Genomic DNA, 22,096 nt, shown 5'->3' with positions numbered 1-22,096 from the left:
CGCGGTATGAGCCGGGCTTTCCGTCCATCCGGGCAGGTCACGGGGCGCGCAGTTCGACCAGGGTCACCTGCGGTGGTGCGCCGACCCGGACCGGGGGACCCCAGAAACCGGCCCCGTTGGTGACGTAGACCTTGGTGCCGTCGATTTCACCGAGCCCGGAGACCACCGGCTGTTGGAGCTTGACGGCCAGGTTGAACGGGGCGAGCTGACCGCCGTGGGTGTGCCCGGACAGTTGCAGGTCGACGCCGAACTTCGCCGCCTCGTGCACGGCGATCGGCTGGTGGGCGAGCAGCACCACCGGGCGGTTGAGGTCCCGGCCGCCGAGCGCGGCGGTGAAGTCGGCAGGGCCGGCGACGCCGGTGCCGTCGGCGGTGACGTCGTTGATCCCGGCCAGGTCGAGCACCCCGCCCCGGGCCTGGATCTCCTGTCGCTCGTTCTGGAGCACCCGCAGGCCGAGCCGGTCGACCTCGGCCACCCATTCCTCGACCCCGGAGTAGTACTCGTGGTTGCCGGTGACGAAGAAACTGCCGTAGCGGGAACGCAGGTCACGCAGCGGCTCGGCGGCCTCGCCCAGCTCGGCGACCGAGCCGTCGACCAGGTCACCGACGACCGCGACCAGGTCGGCGTCCAACCGGTTGATCATCTCGACGATCCGCTCGGTGTGCACCCGACCGCGTAGCGGACCGAGGTGGATGTCCGACACGGTGGCGATGCGCAGGCCGTCCATGCTGCGGGGGAGCTTCGCCAGCGGGATGCGTACCCGGTCGAGCTGTGGCGGTCCCAGCGCGGAGCGGACCCCGTACCCGGTGATGCCGGCGGCGGTGAGCCCGGCGAAGATGGCGGCACCCCGGGCGAGCAGCAACCGGCGGGACTCGTCATGGTCGGGCCGGTCCACGGCCTCGGCGGCCGGCGGGTCGGCGCTGCCGGCCGCACCGACCAGCGCCGGTTCCGGGGCGGCGGTGGTGGCCTCGGCGGCGGTGCTGCGCCGTCGCAGCACCAGCCGGGTCACCGCCATCGGCACTTCCAGCACCACCAGCACGATCAGCAGGTAGAACATCACCGCGAGCCAGAGGTAACCGGGCCAGGCCAGCCAGAACGCCCCGGCGATCTGGGTGCCGGCCATGGTCGCCGGGACGAGCACCGCCAGCAGCAGGGCGACGACCGTGCCGACCCGGCGCCACCGGCCCGGCCCGGTGGTGTCCTTGACCAGCCGTTTCCACAGGTAGAAGTGGATCAGGCCGGTGATCAGGGCGAGCGTGCCCACGAACCCCAGAATCGCCAACACGGCAGCCCTTCCTCAGCCGCCCGCGAAGGGAGGCAGCACGTCGATCGTGGCCCCGGCCGGCAACGGCGTCTGCCGATCATGGCAGGCGACGCCGTCGACCAGGAAACTCGCCACCTGGAGCACCGCGGCCAGCCGGGGGCCGTGCCGGTGGGCGAGTTCACCGAGGAGTTCGTCCAGCGGCCGGCCGGCGGATGCGGTCTCCTCGCTGCGGCCGGCGGCGGCCCGCGCCCCGGCGAAGTACCGGACGGTGAGGTCCACCTCAGCCTCCGATCGCCGACATGGGCCGGACGGGTTGCAGGAAGGTCGGGTCGTCGATGCCGTGCCCGGCCCGTTTGACCACCGTGGCGGCCTGCCAGCGGCGGGCGAGGTCGGCATCGTCCGCGCCGGCCCGCAGCGCGCCCCGCAGGTCGGACTCCTCGGTGGCGAACAGGCAGTTGCGGAGCTGGCCGTCGGCGGTGAGCCGGGTGCGGTCGCAGTCGCCGCAGAACGGCCGGGTCACCGTGCCGATCACCCCGACCCGGGCCGGGCCGCCGCCGACCAGCCAGGTCTCGGCCGGGGCGGCACCCCGGTGCGCCGGGTCGGGGGTGAGCGGGAACTCGGCGGCCAGCGACGTGAGGATCTCGTCGGCGGTGACCATCGTGGCCCGGTCCCAGCCGTGCTGGGCGTCCAGCGGCATCTGCTCGATGAACCGCAGCTCGTAGCCGTGGTCGAGGGCGAACCGCAGCAGCGCCGGTGCCTCGTCGTCGTTGACCCCGCGCATCAGCACCGCGTTGATCTTCACCGGGGCGAGCCCGGCGGCGGCGGCCCCGGCCAGCCCGGCGAGCACGTCGGCCAGCCGGTCCCGCCGGGTCAACGCGGCGAACCGGGCCGCGTCCAGGGTGTCCAGCGACACGTTCACCCGGTCCAGCCCGGCGTCGCGCAGCGCCGGGGCGAGCCGGTCCAGGCCGAGGCCGTTGGTGGTCAACGAGATCCGGGGGCGGGGGGTGAGCGCGGCCACGGCGGCGACGATGCCGACCAGCCCCGGCCGGATCAGCGGCTCGCCCCCGGTGAACCGCACCTCGGTCACCCCGAGCCGCTGCACCGCGACCCCGACCAGCCGCACGATCTCCGCGTCGGTGAGCAGCTGCGGCCCGGCCAACCAGGGCAGCCCCTCGGCCGGCATGCAGTAGGTGCAGCGCAGGTTGCACTTGTCGGTCAGCGACACGCGCAGGTCCCGGGCGATCCGGCCGTACCGGTCGACGAGGACGCCGGCGGTCGTCGGGGCGGCGGTCACCCGTCGACCGTAGCGCGACCGACGCCCCGCAGCGCCGCTCGGGCGGCACCGACGACCGCATCGCGGTACGCCCCGCCGAACAGCGCGGTGTGCACGAGCAACAGGTGTAGCTGGTGCAGCGGCACCCGTTCAGGCCAACCGTCGGCGAGCGGCCACGCCTCCCGGTAGCCGGCCATGATCCGGTCGAGGTGCGGCGGACCACCGAAGAGCGCCAGCTGGGCCAGGTCCGTCTCCCGGTTACCGCCGTGCGCCGCCGGGTCGACCAGCCACACCCGGTCGTCCGCGCCCCAGAGCAGGTTGCCCGGCCACAGGTCGCCGTGCAGCCGGGCCGGCGGCTCGTCGCCGCCGAACTCGCCGACCCGCGCCACCACCTGCTCCACCAGCGTGGCGTCCGGGCCGTCGAGCGCACCGCCGTCGACCGACATCCGCAGGTACGGCAGGAGTCGCCGCCGGGCGAACCAGTCCGGCCACGGCCCGTCGTCAGGGGTGTTGTCCTGCCCGAGGGTGCCGATGAACCCGGGCCACGCCGCCCCGAACCGGTCGGCGCCGGCCCGGTGGGTGCCGGCCAGCTCCCGACCGAACCGCTCGGCCGCGTCGGGCGTCGGCTCGCCGGGGTCGACCCAGTCGAGCGCCAGCAGCTCCGGCAGCGCCACCACCACCTCCGGTACGGCCACCGCGCCGGCCTCGCGCAGCCAGCGCAACCCGGCGGCCTCGGTGTCGAAGAAGCCCTCCGGCACCGGTCGACCGGCCCGCTCCGGCCAGGTCTTGGCGAAGACCGAGTGGCCGTCGTCCAGGGTCAACCGGGAGGCCGCGCAGCTGTCCCCGCCGGCCACCGGGGTCTCCCGGATGCGCTGGTGGGTCAGGAAGGTGGGCAGGTGCTCCGGGTGCGCCCGCAGGTACGCCAGGTCCATGAGCGCAAGGTAGCCGCTCGGACCGACCCCGGTGGGCCGCGTCGCCTCCCGGATCGCGGTGACCTGCACGACTACCGTCCGTATCTGTGGATAACCCGCGTGTCGTCCACAGGGCCTGTCGGTGCTGACCCTGCCCGCCGCAGGCTGCCGGACATGAACGCGACCGACCGCCCCCGGCTCACCGTCCGCTCGCCCGCCGACCTGATCACCGCCGTGCCCTACCTGATCGGTTTCCACCCCGTCGACAGCATCGTGGTGGTGGCGATGCGGGGCCGACGGATCGTCTTCGCAGCCCGCGCCGACCTGCCCGAGTCGGGCACCGACCCGGCCCTGCCGGCGCGACATCTCGGCGACGTGATCGGCCGGCAGGACGCCGAATCCACCACGGTCATCGGTTTCGGCCCGCCCGAACGGGTCACCCCGGCGGTGGACGCCGTCCGGTCGGCGCTGGACGACATCGGGCTGCCCGTGCTCGACGCGCTGCGGGTGACCGACCGCCGCTACTGGTCGTACCTCTGCGAAGCGCCGGACTGCTGCCCACCCGACGGCACCCCGTACGACCCGGAGGCCAGCCAGGTCGCCGCCGCTGCGGTCTACGCCGGTCAGGTGGCCCTCCCCGACCGGGCGGCGCTCACCGCCCAGGTGGCCCCCGCCGAGGGCGTCGACCGGGTCGCCCTGCGCCAAGCCGGAGACCGCGCCGAGCAACGCCTGCTGGGCCTGCTGGAGGCGGCCCCCGCCACCGACGAGTTCGGCGAACGGGCCATCCGCAGGGCCGGCGTGGCAGCGGTACGGCAGGCCCAACGCCGGCACCGGCGCGGCGACCGGCTCACCGACGACGAGGTGGCCTGGCTGACCCTGCTCCTGACCCACCTGCCGGTACGCGACCACGCGTGGGAACGCACCGACGGGCGCGAGGAGGACATCGCCTTCTGGAGCGAGGTGCTGCGCCGCACGGAGGAGGAGTTGGTCCCCGCCCCCGCCTGCCTGCTCGCCTTCGCCGCCTGGCGGGCCGGCCAGGGCGCGCTCGCCGCCGTGGCGCTGGAACGGGCGCTGACCCTCCGCCCCGACTACACCCTCGCCCAGATCCTCGACGACCTGCTGCGGCGTGGTGTGCCACCGTCCGACCTGGACGGCTGGCCGGCCGTGACCGAGCCGGGAGTGCTGCGCCGCCGCCGTCGTCGACCCCGCCGGCCCCGCTGACTCGGCTGCGTTGTCTCAGCCGTGCTGAAACTCAGCCGTGCTGAAACTCGGCTGTGCTGTCTCGGCTGTGCTGTCTCGGCCGTGCTGACTTGGCTGCGCTGCGAGCGGCGCGGCGCTGCGGCCTTCCGCTCTCGCTACCCGGGACTACGGCGTCCTGTCGGTCGGGGGTATGTGTTCGCCGAGATGGCTATGCCCAGCAGTCATATTTATGCCTCTGAGTCATAAGGCTGTCGGTGACATGTTGGCGGGCAGCCACGGTCGATCGGTGACGACGGCGGCGAGACGGTGAATCTGGCCCCGACCATGGCGACGGACGCCAGGCTCTCCATCGACCGGGTCGGGTAGGTCAGGGCTGGGAGACCGGGTCGTCCCCTGACGCGAAATGCCTGCCCCAAACCTCGGGGCAGGCGTTTCGCCGGGCAGACGTGGTCAGGCGCGATCGGCCAACCCGGCGACGAACGTGCGCCACGAGGTCGGGGCGAACGTCAGGGCCGGCCCGTCCGGGTCCTTGGAGTCCCGCACGGCGACCGCGCCGGGAAGGTTGTCGGCAACCTCGACACAGTTTCCGCCGCTGGTGCCACTTCGGGTGGACTTCCGCCACCGCGCATCAGTCAGGTCCATTGCCCCGCCGCCTCTCGCAGGTAATCGGCCGGGCTGCTGATATCCCGGCTGATGGCTCTGTTCCGCGTCATATCGCCCGACTCAAGACGGAAGAATGCTCCTGCGAGGCCGAGGGGTCTCGGTCCACGGTGGACCAAAAGATCAAGCCCGGCCAGTCAGCCCGGCGACGAACGTGTGCCATGACGTCGGTGTGAACGTCAGAGCCGGCCCATGTGGGTCTTTGGAGTCACGGACCGCGACCGTTCCCGGAAGGTTGTCGGCGACCTCGACACAAGCTCCACCATTGGAGCTGCTGCGGCTGCTCTTACGCCAGCGCGCGCCGGTCAGCTCATCCATGATCGTGCCCTCAGAAATTCGATGGTCTGGTCGCGCGGCAACGCTACCGACCTGACTGTATCCCAGACCTCCCAAAGGGAAGCAACGTCCTTGGTGATGCGTCCTGCGGCCTGATCGTCCAGATAGCCGACCTCTTCACCCTCCGGTGTGTTCGCGATGATGAAGGGTCCTGCCTGGCCTGGATGCAGCCCGGCGCGTAGCGGCAGGACGTGGACCATCAGATTCGGTCGCTGGGCAAGCTCTACCAGGTGGTCCAACTGGGCAGTCATGACGTCTGGGGTTCCCCGGCGTAGAGCTGCCTCGTCGATCACGAATACGAGCAAAGGGGGTCGTGCTCGGTCGAGCACGGCCGCCTGCCGTTGTAGGCGAGATTCCACGTGATCTTCGGCATCGGCGGCGAGCGGTCCGCTGGCGATGATGGCGCGGGCGTAATCAGGAGTCTGGAGTACGCCCGGCAGAACGGCATTCTCGAACCACCGCAGGCCGGACGCCTCCCGCTCGATCTCGGCCCACGGTCTGAACCAAGCCGGCTCGAGCTTCTTCAGAATGTCCGGCCAAAGTTCCTCAATGTCCTTACGCAGGATCTCGGCAACCTTGGCGCGGTGGCGCGTTTGGGGAATCCGTCCCTGGTTCACCCACCGGGCTGCCGTCTTCGGATCAACTCCGATCTGAGAGGCGAGGCTCTCGGCGGTCTCGCCAACCGCAGCCATCGCTCTCTGAACTGCCCGATTCATCCACGCTCCTCCGAGCGAACGTCCCGAATGTCTGCGGTACAGACTGCTACGCGGTGTCATCGATCCGCAACCCTGGGCAAGGTCTATTCGGGGCGGCGCTGTCGGTAGTGGTCGAGAGCTGGCGACGGCGTCTGCCGGAGGGGCCGTCCCGTGGGAGGGCGGGACGGCCCCTCCTCCACGTCGACGCAGAGGAGACCCCGTGCCCAGGGAGAAGCCGAAACCCGAGCAGAGCCCGAAGCCCGTACCCGACCCGAAGCCCGCGCCCGACCCCGGACCGCCCGCGCGCCCGATCGTGCCCGGACCGATCGGGCCGTTCGTCCCGCCGTACCGGGGGCCGGGGCGGATGACCGGCGTCGTGCCGACGCACCGCTGGGCGTTCAGCCCGAACCAGGGGCCCCGGTGACTCCGCCGGAGATCAGGTCGGGAGACGTGCTGCACCTGTCACGTACCGCCAGCGTGCAGTTCATCCAGCCGATCACGGTCCGGGTCATCCGGGTGCTGACCGACTGGCACACGTACGACGGGTGGGTGTGGATCGACGCGTACCAGCTGGATGCTGCCGGCGACGCGGTGCGGTGGCGGACCCTGTTCCTGATGCCGGCGGGTGTGCGCCGGCCCACCCCGCAGCCGGACCGCGCCCCCACCCGGACCTTCCCGGCTCCCCCGGCCCGGCGGGGTGGGTCGACGGTCTCGCGGCGGGGGACGGCGGTCCCCCGGGACGCGCGGCCCGGCCGGGGGCGGGCGTCGCGGTCGGCGGGGACACCGTGACCGGGCCGCTGCCCGGCCGGCACACGCCGCTGCGGCCGATCTGGCTGTGCCGGATCGATGCGAGGCCGTGGCCGTGCGGGGAGGCGAAACTCGCCCTCCTCGCGAGGTACGACGGCGACCGGCCCGGACTGCTCGCCCTGCTGGCCAGCCTGTCGGCGGAGGCGACCGAACACCTGACGCAACTCGACAACGGTCGCCGGATCGACGTGACCGACCGCTTCCTCACCTGGGTCCGCCCGCCGGACCGCTGATCCCTCTCCCGGTCGCCGTGCCGCTGCCGGATCGCCGTGCCGCCGCTGGAACCGGCAGCGGCTGCCGGCGGATTGTGGAGAATTGTTGCGGCCCTGGCGACAAGAACACTCCACAATCCACCGCCGGACATCCACCGACCCGCGCCGCCCGCCAACCCGCCGCACCGGCCACCGACCCGCGCCGCCCGCCACACGCCGCACCCGCCACCGGCCGAACCGCATCGACCGGTCCGCCGTCCGCGTCTGAGCCGCCGTCCGGGTCTGAGCCGCCGCGCGGGTCTGAGCCGCCGCCCGGGGCAGGAGTTGCGGGGTTCAGGGGGTGACGCGGTGCGCGCCGGTGTAGACGTTCATGGTGCGACCACGGAGGAAACCGACCAGGGTCAGGCCCGCCTCGTCGGCCAGGTCGGCGGCGAGGGTGCTCGGGGCGGAGACCGCCGCCAGCAGCGGTACCCCGGCCATCCACGCCTTCTGGGTCAGCTCGAAACTCGCCCGGCCGGACACCATCAGCAGGTGCCCGGCGAGCGGCAGCCGTCGTTGCCGCACCGCCCAGCCGATCACCTTGTCGACGGCGTTGTGCCGGCCGACGTCCTCGCGCAGCACCACCAGCTCACCGTCGGGGGTGAACAGGCCCGCCGCGTGCAGGCCGCCGGTGCGGTCGAAGGCACGCTGCGCGGCGCGCAGCCGGTCCGGCAGCTCCGCCAGCAGCTTCGCCGGCACGGTGAGCGGGTCGTCCGCGACGGGAAAACGGGACCGGGTACGCACCGCGTCGATGCTGGCCTTGCCGCACACCCCGCAGGAACTGGTGGTGTAGAAGTTGCGCGTCGGGTCCGTCTCCGGTGCCGGCACGCCGGGGGAGAGCACCACGTCGACCACGTTGTACGTGTTCGGTGTCTCCACCCCGGAGCAGAGCTGGGCGGTGTGCACGTCGGCGTCGCTGCGGATCAGCCCTTCGGTCAGCAGGAAACCGATGGCCAGGTCGAGGTCGTCACCGGGGGTACGCATGGTCACCGCCAGCGGGCGGCGTCGACCCGGGCCACCCGGACCGACCCGGATCTCCAGCGGTTCCTCCACGGCGAGCGTGTCGGGCCGGCGCAGCGCCACCCGGGCGTCGTCCGCCGCGTCGAGGTCGATCCGGAGCACGCTCCGCCGGTCAGTGGCCCGTCCCATCCCGCCATCCTGCCCCGCCCACCCGGCCTCCCGCACGGTGACCACCCTGGCTGCGCGGTCGCCTGTTCGGCCGGTGACCCCGTCGGCCTGCCGGGTGCCCGTCCGGCGGGGCACCCGGTGCCGGCCCCGGCGACCGTGGAACGCGACAGGATCGACCGGGGAGGGCAGGGACCGGATCACGATGGCCGGGCCGGGTGGGAACCGGACCGCTACCGTGACCGGATGACGGCGTACGCGGCGGTGGTGCTGGCCGGTGGTGCGGCCCGCCGGATGGGTGGGCGGGACAAGCCGGCGGTGCCGGTGCACGGGCTGTCGATGCGCGACCGGGTGCTCGCCGCCGTTGCTGACGCCACGCCCCGGGTGCTGGTCGGGCCGGGCGGGTCGCTGCCGGTCGACGTGCTGGTGACCCGGGAGGAGCCGGCGGGCGGTGGCCCGGTGGCCGCGACGGCCGCCGGACTGGCCCTGCTCCACCCGGGTACGACGGTGGTCGCCCTGTTCGCCGCCGACCTGCCGCTGCTCACCCGCCCGGCCGTCGGCGTGCTACTCGACGCGCTCGCCGCCGGGTCCGGCCCGGAGGCACCGGACGGCGTCTGTCTCCTCGACGACCGGGGCCGGCGGCAACCGTTGTGCGGGGTGTGGCGGGTGCCGTCGCTACGCGCCGCGCTGGCCCGGGTAGCCACCCGCCGATCCGGGGCCGCCGGGAGTGTCGGGGCCGCCGGGATCGCGGAGCTGCTCGGCACCGCCGGTGCTGCCGGCAACGCGGACCTGTCCGGGAACGCGGAGCTGCCCGGCAACGCGGAGCTGCCCGGGAACGCGGACCTGCCCGGCAACGCGGACCTGCCCGGAACGGCCGGCGGGGCCGGGGGCGTCCGGGGCACCGGGCGGGCCGGCGGCGGCGGGGGGGCCGAAGCCCTCGCCGGGGCGTCGATGCGGGAACTCCTGGGTGAGCTGACCGTACGCGAGTTGGTCTGGTCCGCTGCCGGCCCGCCACCGTGGTTCGACTGCGACACTGACTCCGACATTCGCCGGGCGGAGGAGTGGACGCGATGACCGTGCTGGACGACTGGGTGACGGCGGCCTGCGCCGAGCTGGGTCTCGACCCGGCCGAGGTGTCGGTGCCGACCGTGCTGGACCTGGCCCGGGACGTCGCCCACCAGGTGCTGCGGCCGGGTGCGCCGGTCACCGCGTACCTGCTGGGGGTGGCGGTCGGGCGCGGTGCGGACCCGGCAGCGGCGGCGGCCCGGCTCAGCGGACTGGCCGCCCAGTGGCCGGTGGAGCTGGGCGGTGAGCGCCCCGACCGGCTGGCGTCCGAGGTCGGCCGGTCGGCACCGCCGGCACCCTGAGCGGCCCGGCAATGACCGTCGTGGCCGGCTGACCGGCCGCCCCACCGGTGATCCCGTCACGTCGTGATCTCTCGCCGCCACGATCGTCGGCGACGGTGTCCGATGCCGGTCGCGGTGGATTCGTTCTCCGGCCCGCCTGGGTAGGGTGACCTTGACGGACGGAGGCGATCATGACGGCGGACCACCCCTCGAAGCCGACCGGTGATCAGCCCGGCACCTCGCCGGCGCACCACGACCACCACGATTCGGTCCTGCTGGACGAGCCGAGCACGGCCGATCTGCGGGCCAAGGTCACCGAGGCGTGGCGGGAGTTCGCCCGGGCGCTGGCCGCGCGGCTGCGTGAGCTGCCCGCCGGGGCGCAGCTCGAACTCACTCTGGACCCGACCGCCTCCGGCACGGGTGACGCGGTCTATTCGATCAGCGTGAGCGTCGGTGAGGGGGGTCGGATCTCCGCCCGGGCGGTGGGCAACGCCACCCTGCCGCAGGGCTTCCGGCTGGACCGTGCGGCGGTGGCCGACATGATCGCGCTCGGCTGGTCGCCGCCCGGCGTGGTGGCGGGCTCCGGCGAACACTTCGGCCTGGACGGGGTGGCCGACGACGCCAGCAAGCTGGCCGGGCTGCTCTCCCGCACCCTGCGGGACGTGTACGGCGCACCGCACCCGGCCTTTCTGGTCTATCTCAGTCAGGACGCCGAGGGAGAGTCGTTGCCGATCGAGGCGCTCGGCACCGCGCGCAGCGAGTTCGGCCCCGACCAGGACGTCGAGGCCGACCTCGACGAGGCACTGGCCGCTGCGGCGAGCGCGCAGAACGGTGAGCAGGAGGTCCTGGACCTGCCCGAACGGGTCCGCACGGTGGTGTCGACCATGCTGAAGTCGACCTCCGACCACCTTCAGATCGACTCCGACGGCGACATCAACATCCGGGCCGGGTCGGCGATGGTCTTCGTCCGGGTGCGGGACAACCCGCCGCTGGTCGACGTCTTCTCGCCGGTGCTGACCGAGGTCGAGCCGACCGAGCGGCTGTACGTGAAACTCTCCGAGCTGACCAACCGGATGCCGATCGGCCGGTTGTACTGCGCCGACGACACGGTGTGGGCGTCCATCCCGGTCTTCGGGCGCAACTTCCAGGCCACCCACCTGATGCTGGCGGTGCAGGTGATGACGGGGCTCGCCGACGAGTTGGACGACCGGCTGCACGGTGAGTTCGGCGGGAAGCGGTTCTTCGGCGAGGGTGACAAGCCGGGCCGGGGCGACAGCGAACACCGCACCGGCATGTACCTCTGATCCTCCGCCCACCAGACAACCACGCCGCCGCCGGCCTGCCGCCGCGCTGCTGCCCGGCTGCTGGCTGCGCCGCCGGGTGCGGCCCGACGGGCCCGACCGGCTCGACCGGCCCGACCGGCATGGGCGGCTCGACCGGCCCGACCGGCATGGGCGGCGCGGGCGGTCAGGGGGTGGACGGGCCGACGCCGGGCGACTCGACCAGTCGGGACAGCACGATGGTGCTCCGGGTGGAGGTGACGAACGGCTCCGCCCGGAGCCGTTCCAGTGCCTCCTCCAGGTGGGAGATGTCGGCGGCCCGCAGGTGCACGAGCGCGTCGGCCTCACCGGAGACGGTGTAGGCGCCGACCACCTCGGGGTGCCGGCGGGCGGCCACCCCCAGTTGGGTGGGTGTGGTCCGGCCGGCGCAGAACAACTCGACGAACGCCTCCGTGGTCCAGCCGACGGCGGCCGGGTCCACCACGGCGGTGAAGCCCCGGATCACCCCGGTGGCCCGCAGCCGGTCCACCCGTCGCTTGACCGCAGGAGCGGAGAGTGACACCCGGTTGCCGATGTCCGCGTACGAGGTTCGGGCGTCCGCTACGAGCAACGCAATGATTCGCTGGTCGACCGCGTCTATCTGCAACGTTCCGCCTCGTGGAAGCAATGGTTGTGGCTGTTACCAACGTTCTACGCTACCTACCCTTGGTGACCGTGAACCAGCAGCGCGTCCCGCGAAAGCGGACATATCTGATGTGTGCCCCGGAGTACTTCGCGGTCGAGTACGCCATCAATCCGTGGATGGACGTCACCACCGGTGTCGACGTGGTGCTGGCGGTCAAACAGTGGGACCGGCTGCGGGACACGCTGGTCGGGCTCGGGCACGAGGTGCACGTGCTGACCCCGCAGGCGGGGCTGCCGGACATGGTCTTCGCGGCCAACGGTGCCTTCGTGGTGGACGGGACGGTCTACGGCGCGCAGTTCAAGCACGAGCAGCGGGCCGCCGAGGCCGCCGCGCACCGGGCGTTCTACCAGGAGCACGGCTGGCACTTCATCGCGCCGAGCGAGACCAACGAGGGGGAGGGCGACTTCGCCTACCTGCCGGAGGCGCACGGCGGGCTGGTCCTCGCCGGGCACGGGTTCCGCACCGAGTTGCTGGCGCACGCCGAGGCGCAGGAGGCGCTGGGCCGCCCGGTGGTGTCGCTGCGCCTGGTCGACCCGCGTTTCTACCACCTGGACGTGGCGCTCGCCTCGATCGACGACGGCAACGTCGCGTACTTTCCGGGGGCCTTCTCGGCGGCCAGCCAGCGGGTGCTCACCCAGCTCTTCCCGGACGCGGTGCTCGCCGACGACGAGGACGCGTTGGCCTTCGGGCTGAACCTGGTCAGCGATGGGGCGAACGTGGTGCTCAACAGCGAGGCGACCCGGCTGGCCGGGAAGCTCAAGGCGGCCGGGTACACCCCGGTGCCGGTGGAGTTGGCCGAGCTGAAGAAGGGCGGCGGCAGCGTCAAGTGCTGCATCGCCGAGCTGCGCCCCTGACCGCTGCGCCCCTGACCGCTGCGCCCCTGACGGGCTGCGCCCCTGACCGCCGCGCCCACCACCACGCCACGGCCTGCCCTGACCGGTGCCATGCCGCGAAGGGCCGCCACGGCCTGCCCCGCCACGGCCGCCACCGCCTGGCCTGCCCGCCACCGCCTGCATGCCGGCCGGCTGTGGGGCGGCTCAGCCGAGGGTGGCGATCTCGTTGATCAGGACGTTGGAGAGCAGCCGGCCGTCGAACTGCACCTTGCGCAGGTACCACTTCTGCTGCGGCGTACGCGGCTGGTTGAACTGCCACGGCCCGCGCGGGCTGTCGATCTGGCCGATCTTGCCCAGCGCCAGGTTGACCTGCTGCGCGGTGGGTTCCGCGCCGGCCAGCCGGATCGCCTTGTCGAGCACCTGCGCGGCGTCGTACGAGGCCATCGCGTAGGTGGTGGGCGAGACGTTGTAGGTCTTGCGGTAGGCCGAGGCGAAGATCCGGTTGGCGTTGTTGTTGAGGTCGGCCGAGTAGTTCAGCGAGGTCTGGATGGTGCCGGCCTTGAGGCTGTCGTCCGCGTTGACCAGGGTCGAGCGCAGGTCGGTGAGGATGTTGCCCTCGGTCAGGAAGCCGGGCGCGTAGATGTCGCCGAACCAGCGGCTGCGGCGCAGTTGCCTGATGAACTGCTCACCCGCGGTGCCGGAATAGAAGCAGAAGATCCCGTCGGGCTGGCGGCTGAGCGCCTCGTTGATCTGCGCGCTGAACTCGTTCTCGCCCGGGGTGGGGTTGGCGGTGGTGAGGATGGGGTCGCCGATGATCCGGGGGTCGTCGGTGCCGAAGCCGTCCCGGAACCCGTTGATCACGTCCTGGCTGGCGGTGCCCTCCGGGGTGACGATGGCGAGCCGGCTGCCGGCGGGAAGTGTTCGCCGCAGGTACGACCCGAGCGCGCGGCCCGGCTCGTCGAGCACGTACGACGTCCGCCAGATGTAGACGACGCTCTGGAGGCTGGGTGGGGAGGCGTTGGACCCGATCAGCGGCACCCGGGCCTTCTCCACCGCGTCGCGGATGCCGGACATCACGGTGGAGTTGACGACGCCGGTCATGGCGAGCACGTTCTGGGCGAGCAGGGAGTCGACGGCGGCCTGGCCGCTCTTGGCGTTGTCCCCCTCGTCGACGGTCGCCACGGTCACCGGGTGCCCGCCGAGCTGCTGCCCGTTCATGGCCAGGAAGAGCTGGAAGCCGTTCTCGATGTCCTCGCCGATGGCTTTGCCGACGCCGCTCTCCGGCCGGATCAGCCCGATCTTGATCGGTTTGCCCACGACCGGCGTCTCGGTGTCGTCCGTGCCGCAGGCGGCGGCCAGTCCGGTCGTACCGAGCGCGGCCAACAGTTGGAGGGCCCGCCTGCGGTTCATCTGCGACACCGAAATCCTTCCGGGAGCATTGCCGGGCGTCACCGCCCCTCCGGCGTTCTACCTGGTGAGCGGCCTTGCGTCAATGGATCTTGATCTTCAAGCAGCGACTGCAACGCAGCCCTTACCTCGGGCCAGGCCGCCGAGAGCGGGTCGATCAACCCGAAGTGCTCGCATTCCGGCAGCTCAACGAGGGTGACCGGGGCTCCAGCGGCTTGTGCGGTGGCAGCATATGACCTGCTCAGAGCGATCGGCACCTGCCGGTCCCGCATCCCGTGCACGATCACCGTCCGCGTCCGTGCCGGCACCGAGCTGCGGGGGTCGGCCACCGCGTACCGCTGCGGGTGTTCGGCCGGGCCGCCGCCGAGCAGCGCGGCCACCGCCCCCGAATCCAGATCCAGCCGGTACGCCTCGACGAGGTCGGCGACCGGTGCCAGCGCCAGCACCCCGCCCACGGCCTGCGGGACGTGCGCCGCCACGTGCAGCGCGAGCTGCCCACCCGCCGAGTGCCCCAGCAGCAGCGGCGGCCCCTCGGCGACCTGCCCCGGCAGGGCGCGCGCCGCCAACCCGGGCAGCGCCGCCACCCCCGCCCGGACGTCGGCGAGGGTGTTCGGCCACCCCCCGTCGGGCTGACCGGTGCGCCGGTACTCCAGCTGGGCCACCGGCCACCCCAGGTCGGCCAGCGCGGCGGCGAGCGGGCCGGTGTGGGTGCGGTCGTACCCGGCCCGCCAGAAACCGCCGTGCAGCACCGCCACCAGCGGGCGGACCGGACCACCCCCGGCCGGCCGGCGCAGGTCGACGAGCTGCTCCGGCCGGTCGCCGTAGCGGACGGTCAGGTCCGGCGGTGGGGCGGGCCGGGTGAGCACGGCACGCGGGTCGGTGGGCATGCCGGCGACGGTAGCGCGGCCACCGCCGCGACGGGGTCCCCGCCGGCCGTGCCCCGTGAGCGGCCTCACCGAGGGTGTTCCCGCTGCCCATGGGCGATGTCGGGGCCGGTGGCGGTCCGGGCGCGTGCGGCGGGACCGGGTGGGTAAAGATGGGTGCCATGACCGAAGCGCATTCCACTGGACAAGATGACGAGCCGGGCCGCGCGGACGGGCAGTCGGGCACCGTGGTGGTGGTCGGCCCGGACGGCCGCCCGGTCGGCACCGTGCAGACCGACGAGACCGGCGAGGACCCGACCCGCCTGGTCGAGCAGCCGGCCAAGGTGATGCGGATCGGCAGCATGATCAAACAGCTGCTGGAGGAGGTCAAGGCCGCCCCGCTCGACGACGCCAGCCGGCACCGGATGCGGGAGATCCACGCCCGGTCGATCGTCGAGCTGAAGGACGGCCTCGCCCCCGAGCTGCGTGAGGAGCTGGAACGGCTCTCGCTGCCGTTCGCCGAGGACCAGGCCCCCAGCGAGGGTGAGCTGCGGATCGCCCACGCCCAGCTGGTCGGCTGGCTGGAGGGGCTCTTCCACGGGATCCAGGCCGCCCTGGTGGCGCAGCAGATGGCCGCCCGGGTGCAGTTGGAGCAGATGCGTTCCGGTGGCCGTCCCGCCCTGCCCAGCGGCCCCGGCGCGATGATCCCCGGCATGCCCGGCATGGGGCAGCAGCCCGGTGGCGAGGGCCACAACACCGGCCAGTACCTCTGACCCTCGGCCCGGCCCCCGGGCCGGCCTCTGACCCTCGGCCCGGCCCCCGGGCCGGCCTCTGACCCTCGGCCCTGCCCCGGGTCGGGGCCGCCGGCCCGGGGGCGGGCGTCGGGGCGTCGCCGCGCGGTGACGCCCCGGTCCGCTCAGCCCACCCCGAAGACCTTCTCCAGGTACGCCGCCACGCCGTCGGCGGAGTTCGCCCCGGTCACCTCGTCGGCGATCTCCAGCACGGCGGGGTGCGCGTTGGCCACCGCCACCGCCCGCCCCGCCCAGGTCAGCATCGGCACGTCGTTGGGCATGTCACCGAAGGCGAGCACGTCGGCCTGCGCCACCCCGAGCCGGGCCGCGTACCAGGCCAGCCCGGCGGCCTTGGTCACCCCGGCGGCGGAGATCTCCACCAGCCCGCTGTACGACGAGTGGGTCGCCTCGGCCAGCCCCTCCAGCGCGCCCGCCACCACCTGCACGAAGGCGTCCGGGTCCTGGGCGCCGGCGCGGGCCAGCAGCTTCACCGCCGGGACCGAGGCCAGCTCCTCGGGCGACTCGACGGCCCGGATGGCATCGTGGTCGGCGTCCCAGCGCAGCGGGTAGTGCGCCTCGTGCCGCATCTCCCGGCTGTCGACGATCTCCACCGCGAAGCTGACCTCCGGCACCGCCGCCCGCAACCGCCGGGCCACCTCGGCGAGCAGTTCCGGGGCCAGCGGGTCGGCCCGCAGCACCTGGTCGGTGTCCGGGTCGTAGACCACCGCGCCGTTGGCGCAGATCGCCGGGAGTGGGGCTGCGAGCTGGTCGTACACCGTCTGGAGCCAGCGGATCGGGCGGCCGGTGACCAGCACGACCGGCGTGCCCGCCGCGGCGATCCGCTCCAGCACCGCCGTGGTGCGGGCGCTGAGCCGGCGGTCGTCGCCGAGCAGGGTGCCGTCGATGTCGCTGGCGACCAGCCGTGGTGTCTCTCCCATCACCGGGAGAGTAGTCGGTCCAGGTAGACCGCCACCCCGTCGTCGTCGTTGCGCAGGGTCACCTCGTCGGCGGCGGCCCGCACCAACGGGTGGGCGTTCGACACGGCCACCCGGGACCAGCCGGCCCAGGCGAACATCGGCAGGTCGTTGGGCATGTCCCCGAAGACCAGCACGTCGGCCGGGTCGACGCCGAGCCGTTCGGCGACCACGGTCAGCCCGCTGGCCTTGTCCACCCCGGCCGGGGTGATCTCGACGAAGCCGAGACCGGCCTGGGTGAGGGTGGCGACCTGCGGCGGGACGATCCGGCGGGCGGTGGCCAGCAGCTCGTCCACGTCGTGGTCGGCGGTCCGGACGAACGCCTTGATCACGTCGAGGGCGAGACATTCCGCCCGGGTGCGCGCCTCGAACCGCTCAGGGTAGGGCCAGGCCGGGTGGTAGTCGCCCCAGAGCGGCGCGTCGTGCTCGTCGGAGCCCTCGACCATGACGGTCAGCGGGCCGACGGCGGCCTCCAGGTCGGTCAGCAAACCGGCCAGCACCTCGGCGGAGAGCCGTTCGTCGCGCAGCACCACCGGGCCGGCCGGGTCGCTCTGGTCGACCACGCAGCCGCCGCCGGCCATCACCAGGTAGTCGGCGGCCCGGATGTCGTTACGGGTGAGTTCCTTCAACCGGGGGCCGCGGCCGGTGGCGCCGACCACCGGGATGCCGGCGGCCCGCACCCGGTCGAGCACCCCGTGGGTGTACGCCGAGACGGTGTCGTCGCTGCGCACCAGCGTGCCGTCGAGGTCGGTGGCGATGAGTTTCGGTAGTCCCGGGCGGGTCATCGTTCCTCCTTGCCCGCCGCCGTCCGTACCGGTCGTCCGACCCGGTGTGACGGCGGGCAGCAACCGTACCTCGCCGGAAAGGTCGTCACCACGGCTTCCCGGCGAACCGGGCGGCAACGTCCGATGGCCGCCGGACCGCCACCCGGCGTGCCGGTTCCGGCACCGGGCGGGAGCGGGTCGTGGCTGGTGGTGGGAGCGGGTCGTGGCCGGTGGCAGGGCCGACGGGGGCCCTGGTCGACCGCCGCTCCCGGCGACCGGCGGGGTGGGTCGCGGTGGGTGGGGCGCTCAGGCGTCGGGTTCGCGACGGGCGAACGGGACCGTCGGGGTGACGGTCAGGTCGGCGGGTAGGGCCGGCCGGTCGTCCCCGCCGGGGCCGAAGCCCGTCCGCTCCGCCACGTCGCCGTCGCCGTCGCCGTCCGGCCGTTCGGCCGGCTGCTGCGGGACGACCGTGAGCAGTGCCGCCCCGACCAGCGTGACGGCCACGAAGGCCATCACCAGGCCCCGGCCGTAGTCCACCCGGAACCCGTCCTCGGCGGAGTAGAACACCGCCCGCTGCCCGGAGTCGTCCAACGAGAAGGCGGTGACGGTGAGCAGGACCAGCAGGGCACCCGTCACGGCCAGCCCGGCCACCCGGGCGTCGTGCCGGACCGCCGCGCTCCCCCGCAGGGTCAGTGCCACCGCCGCGCTGAGCAGTAGTAGTCCCACCAGGTACGCGATGCCGAAGCCGCCCACCTCGGCGACCCCACCGGGCACCCGGATGGTGCCGCTGCCCTCCGGACCACCGTTCGGGAGGGTCATCACCAGCCATTCCCCGGCCGCCGACGCCGTGGCGGCGACCGCGCCGAGCAGGGTCAGCACCGGGGGCAGCCGGTGGTCGCGGCGCAGCGCGGTGGGCCAGGGCCCGAATCGCCGGCCGGCGGGTCCTTCGGGGGCGTCCCACTGCGGCACGGGGCTGTCGTCCGAGCGGTCGTCCTGTCTCGGGATGGGGAGATCCTGGGACATCGGCTACCTTCCGCGTCGCGGGCCTGACCCGCATCATCCCACGTCGGAGGGCCAGCGGCCGGGAGCGCCCGCCCCCGGAAGGTCGGCAGCGCGGTGCGGGTTCGACTAGCGTTCGGGTATGCCTATCCGTACCGCATCCGCACGTTGGCAGGGCAACCTCACCGAGGGCGCCGGGACCGTCCGCACCGGCAAGGGTGGCCTGGAGGGGAACTACTCCTTCAAGTCGCGCTTCGAGGAGGGCGAGGGGACCAATCCCGAGGAGCTGATCGGGGCCGCCCACGCGGGCTGCTTCTCGATGGCGCTCTCCAAGCAGCTCGCCGACGCCGGCCTGTCCGACACCTCGGTGGAGACCACCGCCAAGGTGCACTTCGACAAGACCGACGCGGGGATGACCGTCACCCGGATCGACCTGGAGACCGTCGGTCAGGCCCCGGGCCTGGACGAGGCCCAGTTCACCAAGCTGGCCCAGGCCGCCAAGGAGGGCTGCCCGATCTCCCGGCTGCTCTCCCCCGGCGCGCAGATCAGCCTCACCGCCCGCCTCGCCTCCTGACCCCGAGCCCCGGCCCCACCCCGCCCCGGGGTGGGCCGGGGCTCGCCCTCGATCCTGGTCTTAGTGGTATCCGGGCGATTCGTCGCCCCGGTGACCCGGATCGGGCGCGATCACGGTGCGGTGGTTCGAGGTGCTCCCGGTGGGCGGTCCGAGCGTGGATGATCGGGCCGGTGGGTGGGCGGCGGGTCGGGCACAATGGGTGAGGTGCCCGTGGAGATGAGCCGTGAACGCTTCGAGGAGCTGGTCGGCGAGGCCCTCGACGAGGTGCCCGAGGAGCTGCTCCGGTTGATGAGCAACGTGGTCATCCTGGTCGAGGACGACCCGCCCGCCGGTGAGAACCTGCTCGGCCTCTACGAGGGGCACGCGCTGACCGAGCGCGGCTGGAGCTACTCGGGTGTGCTACCCGACCGGATCTTCATCTACCGTCGGCCGATCCTGCACATCTGCGCCACCGAGGACGACGTGGTCGACGAGGTGGCGGTGACGGTGGTGCACGAGATCGCCCACCACTTCGGCATCGACGACGAGCGGTTGCACGCGTTGGGTTGGGGCTGAGCCCGCCACCCGCCTGCTCCGGCGGGTCACCTCCGCACAGGTGACCGGTTCCGTGCGTGGAGCCGGGCTTGTGCTCCACCCGGCCGATGCGGCTGTTGCGGGGGCTGCCTACCGTGGGGCGAGCACACCCCCAATCAGGAGGAAAACCCAATGCGCAGCGCGCTGTTCTCCGCGGAGAACCTGGAGAAGGAGTCCGCCCAGCCCGGCATGCGGCTGCAGAACTCCAAGATGCTCAAGATCGAACTCAACGGTGAGGCGATGGCCCGGGTCGGGTCCATGGTCGCCTACCAGGGGCAGGTGCAGTTCCAGGCGCTCGGCTCGGGCGGCATCGGCAAGTTCATCAAGCAGCGGCTCACCGGCGAGGGAGTGCCGCTGATGAAGCTCAGCGGCCACGGCGACGTCTTCCTCGCCGAGCTGGCCAAGGACGTGCACATCATCGACCTGGAGCCGGGCGACGCCCTGTCGATCAACGGGTCCAGCGTGCTGGCCTTCGACTCCAGCCTGTCGTACGACATCAAGATGGTCGGCGGCGCGGGGATGGCCTCGTCGGGCCTGTTCAACTGCGTGTTCAGCGGCCACGGCCGGATCGCCATCACCACCAAGGGCACCCCGGTCGTGCTCAACGTCGACGCCCCCACCTACGTCGACCCGCAGGCCGCCGTCTGCTGGTCGGCCAACCTCCAGACCGGCTACCACCGCGCCGAGCAGCTCGGCCTGGGCACCCTGCTCGGCCGCAGCACCGGTGAGGCGTTCACCATGAGCTTCGCCGGCCAGGGCTTCGTCGTGGTCCAGCCGTCGGAGGAGCCGCCGGTCCAGGGCAGCGGCGGCCAGCAGCAGCAACAGGGCCTGCTCGGCGGCCTGCTCAGCTGACCTTCGCCGAGATGGGGCGGTCCCGGCCGGGGCCGCCCCCATCCGGCTGCGTGCCGTCGGGCGCTGCGGCAGGCGGGGTCAGCTCAGTTCGCCGGAGCGCAGCCGCGCCAGCCAGGCCGCCGCGTCGGTGTAGTCGGCGTCCGACAGGCCGGCCGGCGCCGGGACCGGCCGGTCACCCACCGCGTCGGTCCAGCGGTGCCGGGGGTACGACCCGAGGAAGCGCACTTCGGCGCAGACCCGACGCAGCCCCTGCAACGCCTCACCGAGCCGGGCGTCCGCCACGTGACCGGTGCAGTCGAGGAAGAAGACGTACCGGCCGAGCGCCTCACCGGTGGGGCGGGACTCGATCCGGGTCAGGTTGACCCCCCGGACGGCCAGCTCCATCAGCACCGACAGTAGGGCGCCCACCCGGTCGTGGGCGATGTAGACGGCCAGCGAGGTGAGGTCGTCGCCGGTGGGCGGCGGGGGCGGGCCGGGGCGGGACAGCAGGGCGAAGCGGGTCACCGCGTCCGGGTGGTCGGCGATCTTGTAGGCGAGCAGCGTCAAGCGGTGCCGGGCCGCCCCGATCGGGGCGCAGATCGCCGCGTCGAACTCGCCGTTGGCCGCGCCGGCCGCCGCCGCGCCGTTGGAGAGCACGTCGATCACCGTGGCGTCGGGCAGGTGGGCGCGTAGCCAGTTGCGGCACTGGGTGGACGCCTGCGGATGGGCGGCCACGCTGCGCACCCCGGCGAGGTCGGTGCCGGGGCGCGCGCCGAGCACGAACTCCACCGACAGGATCACCTCCCGGGTGATCACCAGCGGGCCCCCCTCGGCCAGCTCGTCCAGCGTCACCCCGACCGCGCCGCCGATCGAATTCTCCATCGGCACCAGCGCCGCGTCCGCCTCGCCGGCCCGGACGCTCTCCAGTGCCTCGCCGACACTGCGGGCGGGCGTACGACTGCCGTGCTCGGCGGCCGGGACGGTACGCAACGCCTGTTCGGCGAAGGTGCCCTCCGGGCCCAGGTAGACGTATCGGGTCGGCGGTGTTCCGGGCATGTCGCCCAGCCTACGCACCCGGTGGCAGCCCGGTCCCGGCGTCGCAGGCCAACGTCCGGATGGCGGACGGCGCGGTGGCCTTGACCTCGATCGAGCAGACGTCCGTGCCGGCGGTGACCAGCCGCAGCGCCCCAGGCTCCCCCCGGCTGACCGCCTGGAGCTCCTCGTGCCCGCTGACCGCCAGCACGGTGTAGTGCCAGCCGTCGGCGCAGAGCGGCCCCTCGACTGCCCGCACCGACACGTCGCCCGGCAGCACGTCGCTGCGCAGCAGCCCGATCACCGAGTTGGCGGAGGGCCGGCCGGCGCAGGCCGTGGCGACCGTCGCGGCGGTGGGGGTCGGCGGCGGCGGGGTCGACGGCCGTGTCGGGAGCACCGGCAGCGTGGGGGTCACCGGCGGCATGCCGGGCGACGTGGCCGGTGGCGCGCTGACGGCGGGTGTCGGTGGGGCGAGGGGGACCGGCGGCGGGTCTGGCGGCGGTGCGGCGCAGCCGGTGGCCGGCAGCACGGCGAGCAGGGCCACGACGATCCGTCCGGTGAACGGCCGGCGGTACGGGGGACGGTGTGCGGGGTAGGGCGGCACGGGCCGATCCTCGGGGGA

Annotated in this window: 28 protein-coding genes; 12 read left to right on the top strand and 16 right to left on the bottom strand. The window is 73.2% G+C overall.

Annotated elements, in window-relative coordinates:
• Positions 1-37 precede the first annotated feature (37 nt).
• From JQN83_RS01070 to JQN83_RS01055, 4 genes are read right to left on the bottom strand one after another with little or no spacing between them, the layout of a single operon-like run.
• On the bottom strand, positions 38-1,285 hold the full coding sequence (locus JQN83_RS01070) for a metallophosphoesterase (protein ID WP_208565129.1): 1,248 nt from the start codon (positions 1,283-1,285) through the stop codon (positions 38-40).
• 12 nt (positions 1,286-1,297) lie between these two features.
• Complete coding sequence (locus JQN83_RS01065; protein ID WP_088643614.1) at positions 1,298-1,543, bottom strand: MoaD/ThiS family protein; 246 nt, start codon at positions 1,541-1,543, stop codon at positions 1,298-1,300.
• A 1-nt stretch (position 1,544) separates the two neighbouring features.
• A complete protein-coding gene (moaA, locus tag JQN83_RS01060) occupies positions 1,545-2,558 on the bottom strand; it encodes a GTP 3',8-cyclase MoaA (protein ID WP_208565127.1) in 1,014 nt (337 codons plus the stop codon).
• Complete coding sequence (locus tag JQN83_RS01055) at positions 2,555-3,469, bottom strand: fructosamine kinase family protein (RefSeq protein ID WP_208565126.1); 915 nt, start codon at positions 3,467-3,469, stop codon at positions 2,555-2,557. The genes moaA and JQN83_RS01055 overlap by 4 nt, the downstream gene beginning before the upstream one ends.
• Positions 3,470-3,622: 153 nt before the next feature.
• On the opposite strand from JQN83_RS01055, the gene JQN83_RS01050 reads away from it, so the two are divergent.
• Positions 3,623-4,669 (top strand): DUF4192 domain-containing protein, encoded by a 1,047-nt coding sequence (locus JQN83_RS01050; RefSeq protein ID WP_208565125.1) that lies wholly within the window; start codon positions 3,623-3,625, stop codon positions 4,667-4,669.
• A gap of 429 nt (positions 4,670-5,098) precedes the next feature.
• On the opposite strand, the gene JQN83_RS01045 is transcribed toward JQN83_RS01050, so the two are convergent.
• From JQN83_RS01045 to JQN83_RS01035, 3 genes are all read right to left on the bottom strand, one after another.
• Entirely contained in the window at positions 5,099-5,290 is a 192-nt protein-coding gene (locus tag JQN83_RS01045) for a DUF397 domain-containing protein (protein WP_208565124.1), read from the bottom strand.
• A 141-nt stretch (positions 5,291-5,431) separates the two neighbouring features.
• Positions 5,432-5,626 (bottom strand): DUF397 domain-containing protein, encoded by a 195-nt coding sequence (locus JQN83_RS01040; protein WP_208565123.1) that lies wholly within the window; start codon positions 5,624-5,626, stop codon positions 5,432-5,434.
• Positions 5,614-6,360, bottom strand: a complete 747-nt coding sequence (locus JQN83_RS01035) for a helix-turn-helix domain-containing protein (RefSeq protein WP_208565122.1) — start codon at positions 6,358-6,360, stop codon at positions 5,614-5,616. Before JQN83_RS01035 ends, JQN83_RS01040 begins: the two co-directional genes overlap by 13 nt.
• 199 nt (positions 6,361-6,559) lie before the next feature.
• Here JQN83_RS01035 and JQN83_RS01030 point away from each other — a divergent pair, with 199 nt between their 5' ends.
• The 3 genes from JQN83_RS01030 to JQN83_RS01020 are packed head-to-tail and all read left to right on the top strand — an operon-like array spanning position 6,560 to position 7,379.
• Positions 6,560-6,763 carry a hypothetical protein gene (locus JQN83_RS01030; protein WP_208565121.1) on the top strand — a complete coding sequence of 68 codons (204 nt, stop codon included), beginning with the start codon at positions 6,560-6,562 and terminating at the stop codon, positions 6,761-6,763.
• A complete protein-coding gene (locus tag JQN83_RS01025) occupies positions 6,760-7,128 on the top strand; it encodes a hypothetical protein (RefSeq protein ID WP_208565120.1) in 369 nt (122 codons plus the stop codon). The genes JQN83_RS01030 and JQN83_RS01025 overlap by 4 nt, the downstream gene beginning before the upstream one ends.
• The gene (locus JQN83_RS01020; protein ID WP_208565119.1) at positions 7,125-7,379 is read left to right on the top strand and encodes a flavin reductase; all 255 of its coding nucleotides are present in this window, start codon (positions 7,125-7,127) and stop codon (positions 7,377-7,379) included. The genes JQN83_RS01025 and JQN83_RS01020 overlap by 4 nt, the downstream gene beginning before the upstream one ends.
• Before the next feature lie 312 nt (positions 7,380-7,691).
• Here JQN83_RS01020 and fdhD read toward each other — a convergent pair whose 3' ends face one another.
• Positions 7,692-8,546, bottom strand: a complete 855-nt coding sequence (fdhD, locus tag JQN83_RS01015; protein WP_208565118.1) for a formate dehydrogenase accessory sulfurtransferase FdhD — start codon at positions 8,544-8,546, stop codon at positions 7,692-7,694.
• Between the two features lie 222 nt (positions 8,547-8,768).
• Here fdhD and mobA point away from each other — a divergent pair, with 222 nt between their 5' ends.
• The 3 genes from mobA (at position 8,769) to JQN83_RS01000 (ending at position 11,172) form a co-directional block, all read left to right on the top strand.
• A complete protein-coding gene (gene mobA, locus JQN83_RS01010; protein WP_208565117.1) occupies positions 8,769-9,596 on the top strand; it encodes a molybdenum cofactor guanylyltransferase in 828 nt (275 codons plus the stop codon).
• On the top strand, positions 9,593-9,889 hold the full coding sequence (locus tag JQN83_RS01005) for a DUF6457 domain-containing protein (protein ID WP_208565116.1): 297 nt from the start codon (positions 9,593-9,595) through the stop codon (positions 9,887-9,889). The genes mobA and JQN83_RS01005 overlap by 4 nt, the downstream gene beginning before the upstream one ends.
• A 170-nt stretch (positions 9,890-10,059) precedes the next feature.
• Positions 10,060-11,172 carry a T3SS (YopN, CesT) and YbjN peptide-binding chaperone 1 gene (locus JQN83_RS01000; protein WP_208565115.1) on the top strand — a complete coding sequence of 371 codons (1,113 nt, stop codon included), beginning with the start codon at positions 10,060-10,062 and terminating at the stop codon, positions 11,170-11,172.
• A 163-nt stretch (positions 11,173-11,335) separates the two neighbouring features.
• Here JQN83_RS01000 and JQN83_RS00995 read toward each other — a convergent pair whose 3' ends face one another.
• Positions 11,336-11,794 carry an Lrp/AsnC family transcriptional regulator gene (locus JQN83_RS00995; protein WP_208565114.1) on the bottom strand — a complete coding sequence of 153 codons (459 nt, stop codon included), beginning with the start codon at positions 11,792-11,794 and terminating at the stop codon, positions 11,336-11,338.
• 59 nt (positions 11,795-11,853) lie between these two features.
• On the opposite strand from JQN83_RS00995, the gene ddaH reads away from it, so the two are divergent.
• Positions 11,854-12,687, top strand: a complete 834-nt coding sequence (gene ddaH, locus JQN83_RS00990; RefSeq protein ID WP_372443946.1) for a dimethylargininase — start codon at positions 11,854-11,856, stop codon at positions 12,685-12,687.
• A 183-nt stretch (positions 12,688-12,870) separates the two neighbouring features.
• Here ddaH and JQN83_RS00985 read toward each other — a convergent pair whose 3' ends face one another.
• Both JQN83_RS00985 and JQN83_RS00980 read right to left on the bottom strand, forming a co-directional pair.
• Complete coding sequence (locus JQN83_RS00985) at positions 12,871-14,085, bottom strand: ABC transporter substrate-binding protein (protein ID WP_208565113.1); 1,215 nt, start codon at positions 14,083-14,085, stop codon at positions 12,871-12,873.
• Positions 14,086-14,114: 29 nt separating this feature from the next.
• Entirely contained in the window at positions 14,115-14,960 is an 846-nt protein-coding gene (locus JQN83_RS00980) for an alpha/beta hydrolase family protein (protein WP_208565112.1), read from the bottom strand.
• Positions 14,961-15,109: 149 nt separating this feature from the next.
• Between JQN83_RS00980 and JQN83_RS00975 the strand changes: the two genes are divergently transcribed.
• Entirely contained in the window at positions 15,110-15,709 is a 600-nt protein-coding gene (locus tag JQN83_RS00975) for a bacterial proteasome activator family protein (RefSeq protein ID WP_208565111.1), read from the top strand.
• 143 nt (positions 15,710-15,852) lie between these two features.
• Here JQN83_RS00975 and JQN83_RS00970 read toward each other — a convergent pair whose 3' ends face one another.
• From JQN83_RS00970 to JQN83_RS00960, 3 genes are all read right to left on the bottom strand, one after another.
• Positions 15,853-16,665: an HAD family hydrolase gene (locus JQN83_RS00970; protein WP_208565110.1), complete on the bottom strand. Its 813-nt coding sequence runs from the start codon at positions 16,663-16,665 to the stop codon at positions 15,853-15,855.
• Entirely contained in the window at positions 16,665-17,486 is an 822-nt protein-coding gene (locus JQN83_RS00965; RefSeq protein ID WP_208565109.1) for an HAD family hydrolase, read from the bottom strand. The genes JQN83_RS00970 and JQN83_RS00965 overlap by 1 nt, the downstream gene beginning before the upstream one ends.
• Before the next feature lie 285 nt (positions 17,487-17,771).
• The gene (locus tag JQN83_RS00960) at positions 17,772-18,488 is read right to left on the bottom strand and encodes a hypothetical protein (protein WP_208565108.1); all 717 of its coding nucleotides are present in this window, start codon (positions 18,486-18,488) and stop codon (positions 17,772-17,774) included.
• Between the two features lie 118 nt (positions 18,489-18,606).
• Between JQN83_RS00960 and JQN83_RS00955 the strand changes: the two genes are divergently transcribed.
• The 3 genes from JQN83_RS00955 to JQN83_RS00945 all read left to right on the top strand — a co-directional run bounded on the left by JQN83_RS00955 (position 18,607) and on the right by JQN83_RS00945 (position 20,463).
• Complete coding sequence (locus JQN83_RS00955) at positions 18,607-19,038, top strand: OsmC family protein (RefSeq protein WP_208565107.1); 432 nt, start codon at positions 18,607-18,609, stop codon at positions 19,036-19,038.
• A gap of 210 nt (positions 19,039-19,248) precedes the next feature.
• Entirely contained in the window at positions 19,249-19,593 is a 345-nt protein-coding gene (locus JQN83_RS00950; RefSeq protein WP_208565790.1) for a metallopeptidase family protein, read from the top strand.
• 150 nt (positions 19,594-19,743) lie between these two features.
• Positions 19,744-20,463: an AIM24 family protein gene (locus JQN83_RS00945; protein ID WP_208565106.1), complete on the top strand. Its 720-nt coding sequence runs from the start codon at positions 19,744-19,746 to the stop codon at positions 20,461-20,463.
• A gap of 78 nt (positions 20,464-20,541) precedes the next feature.
• Here the strand turns inward: JQN83_RS00945 and pheA are convergent, their stop codons facing one another.
• Entirely contained in the window at positions 20,542-21,498 is a 957-nt protein-coding gene (gene pheA / locus JQN83_RS00940) for a prephenate dehydratase (RefSeq protein WP_208565105.1), read from the bottom strand.
• Between the two features lie 10 nt (positions 21,499-21,508).
• Complete coding sequence (locus JQN83_RS00935) at positions 21,509-22,078, bottom strand: hypothetical protein (protein WP_208565104.1); 570 nt, start codon at positions 22,076-22,078, stop codon at positions 21,509-21,511.
• Positions 22,079-22,096 lie beyond the last annotated feature (18 nt).

Source organism: Micromonospora antibiotica (genome assembly GCF_017599305.1).
GTDB lineage: Bacteria > Actinomycetota > Actinomycetes > Mycobacteriales > Micromonosporaceae > Micromonospora > Micromonospora antibiotica.
This window is presented reverse-complemented; position numbering and strand designations above follow the sequence as displayed.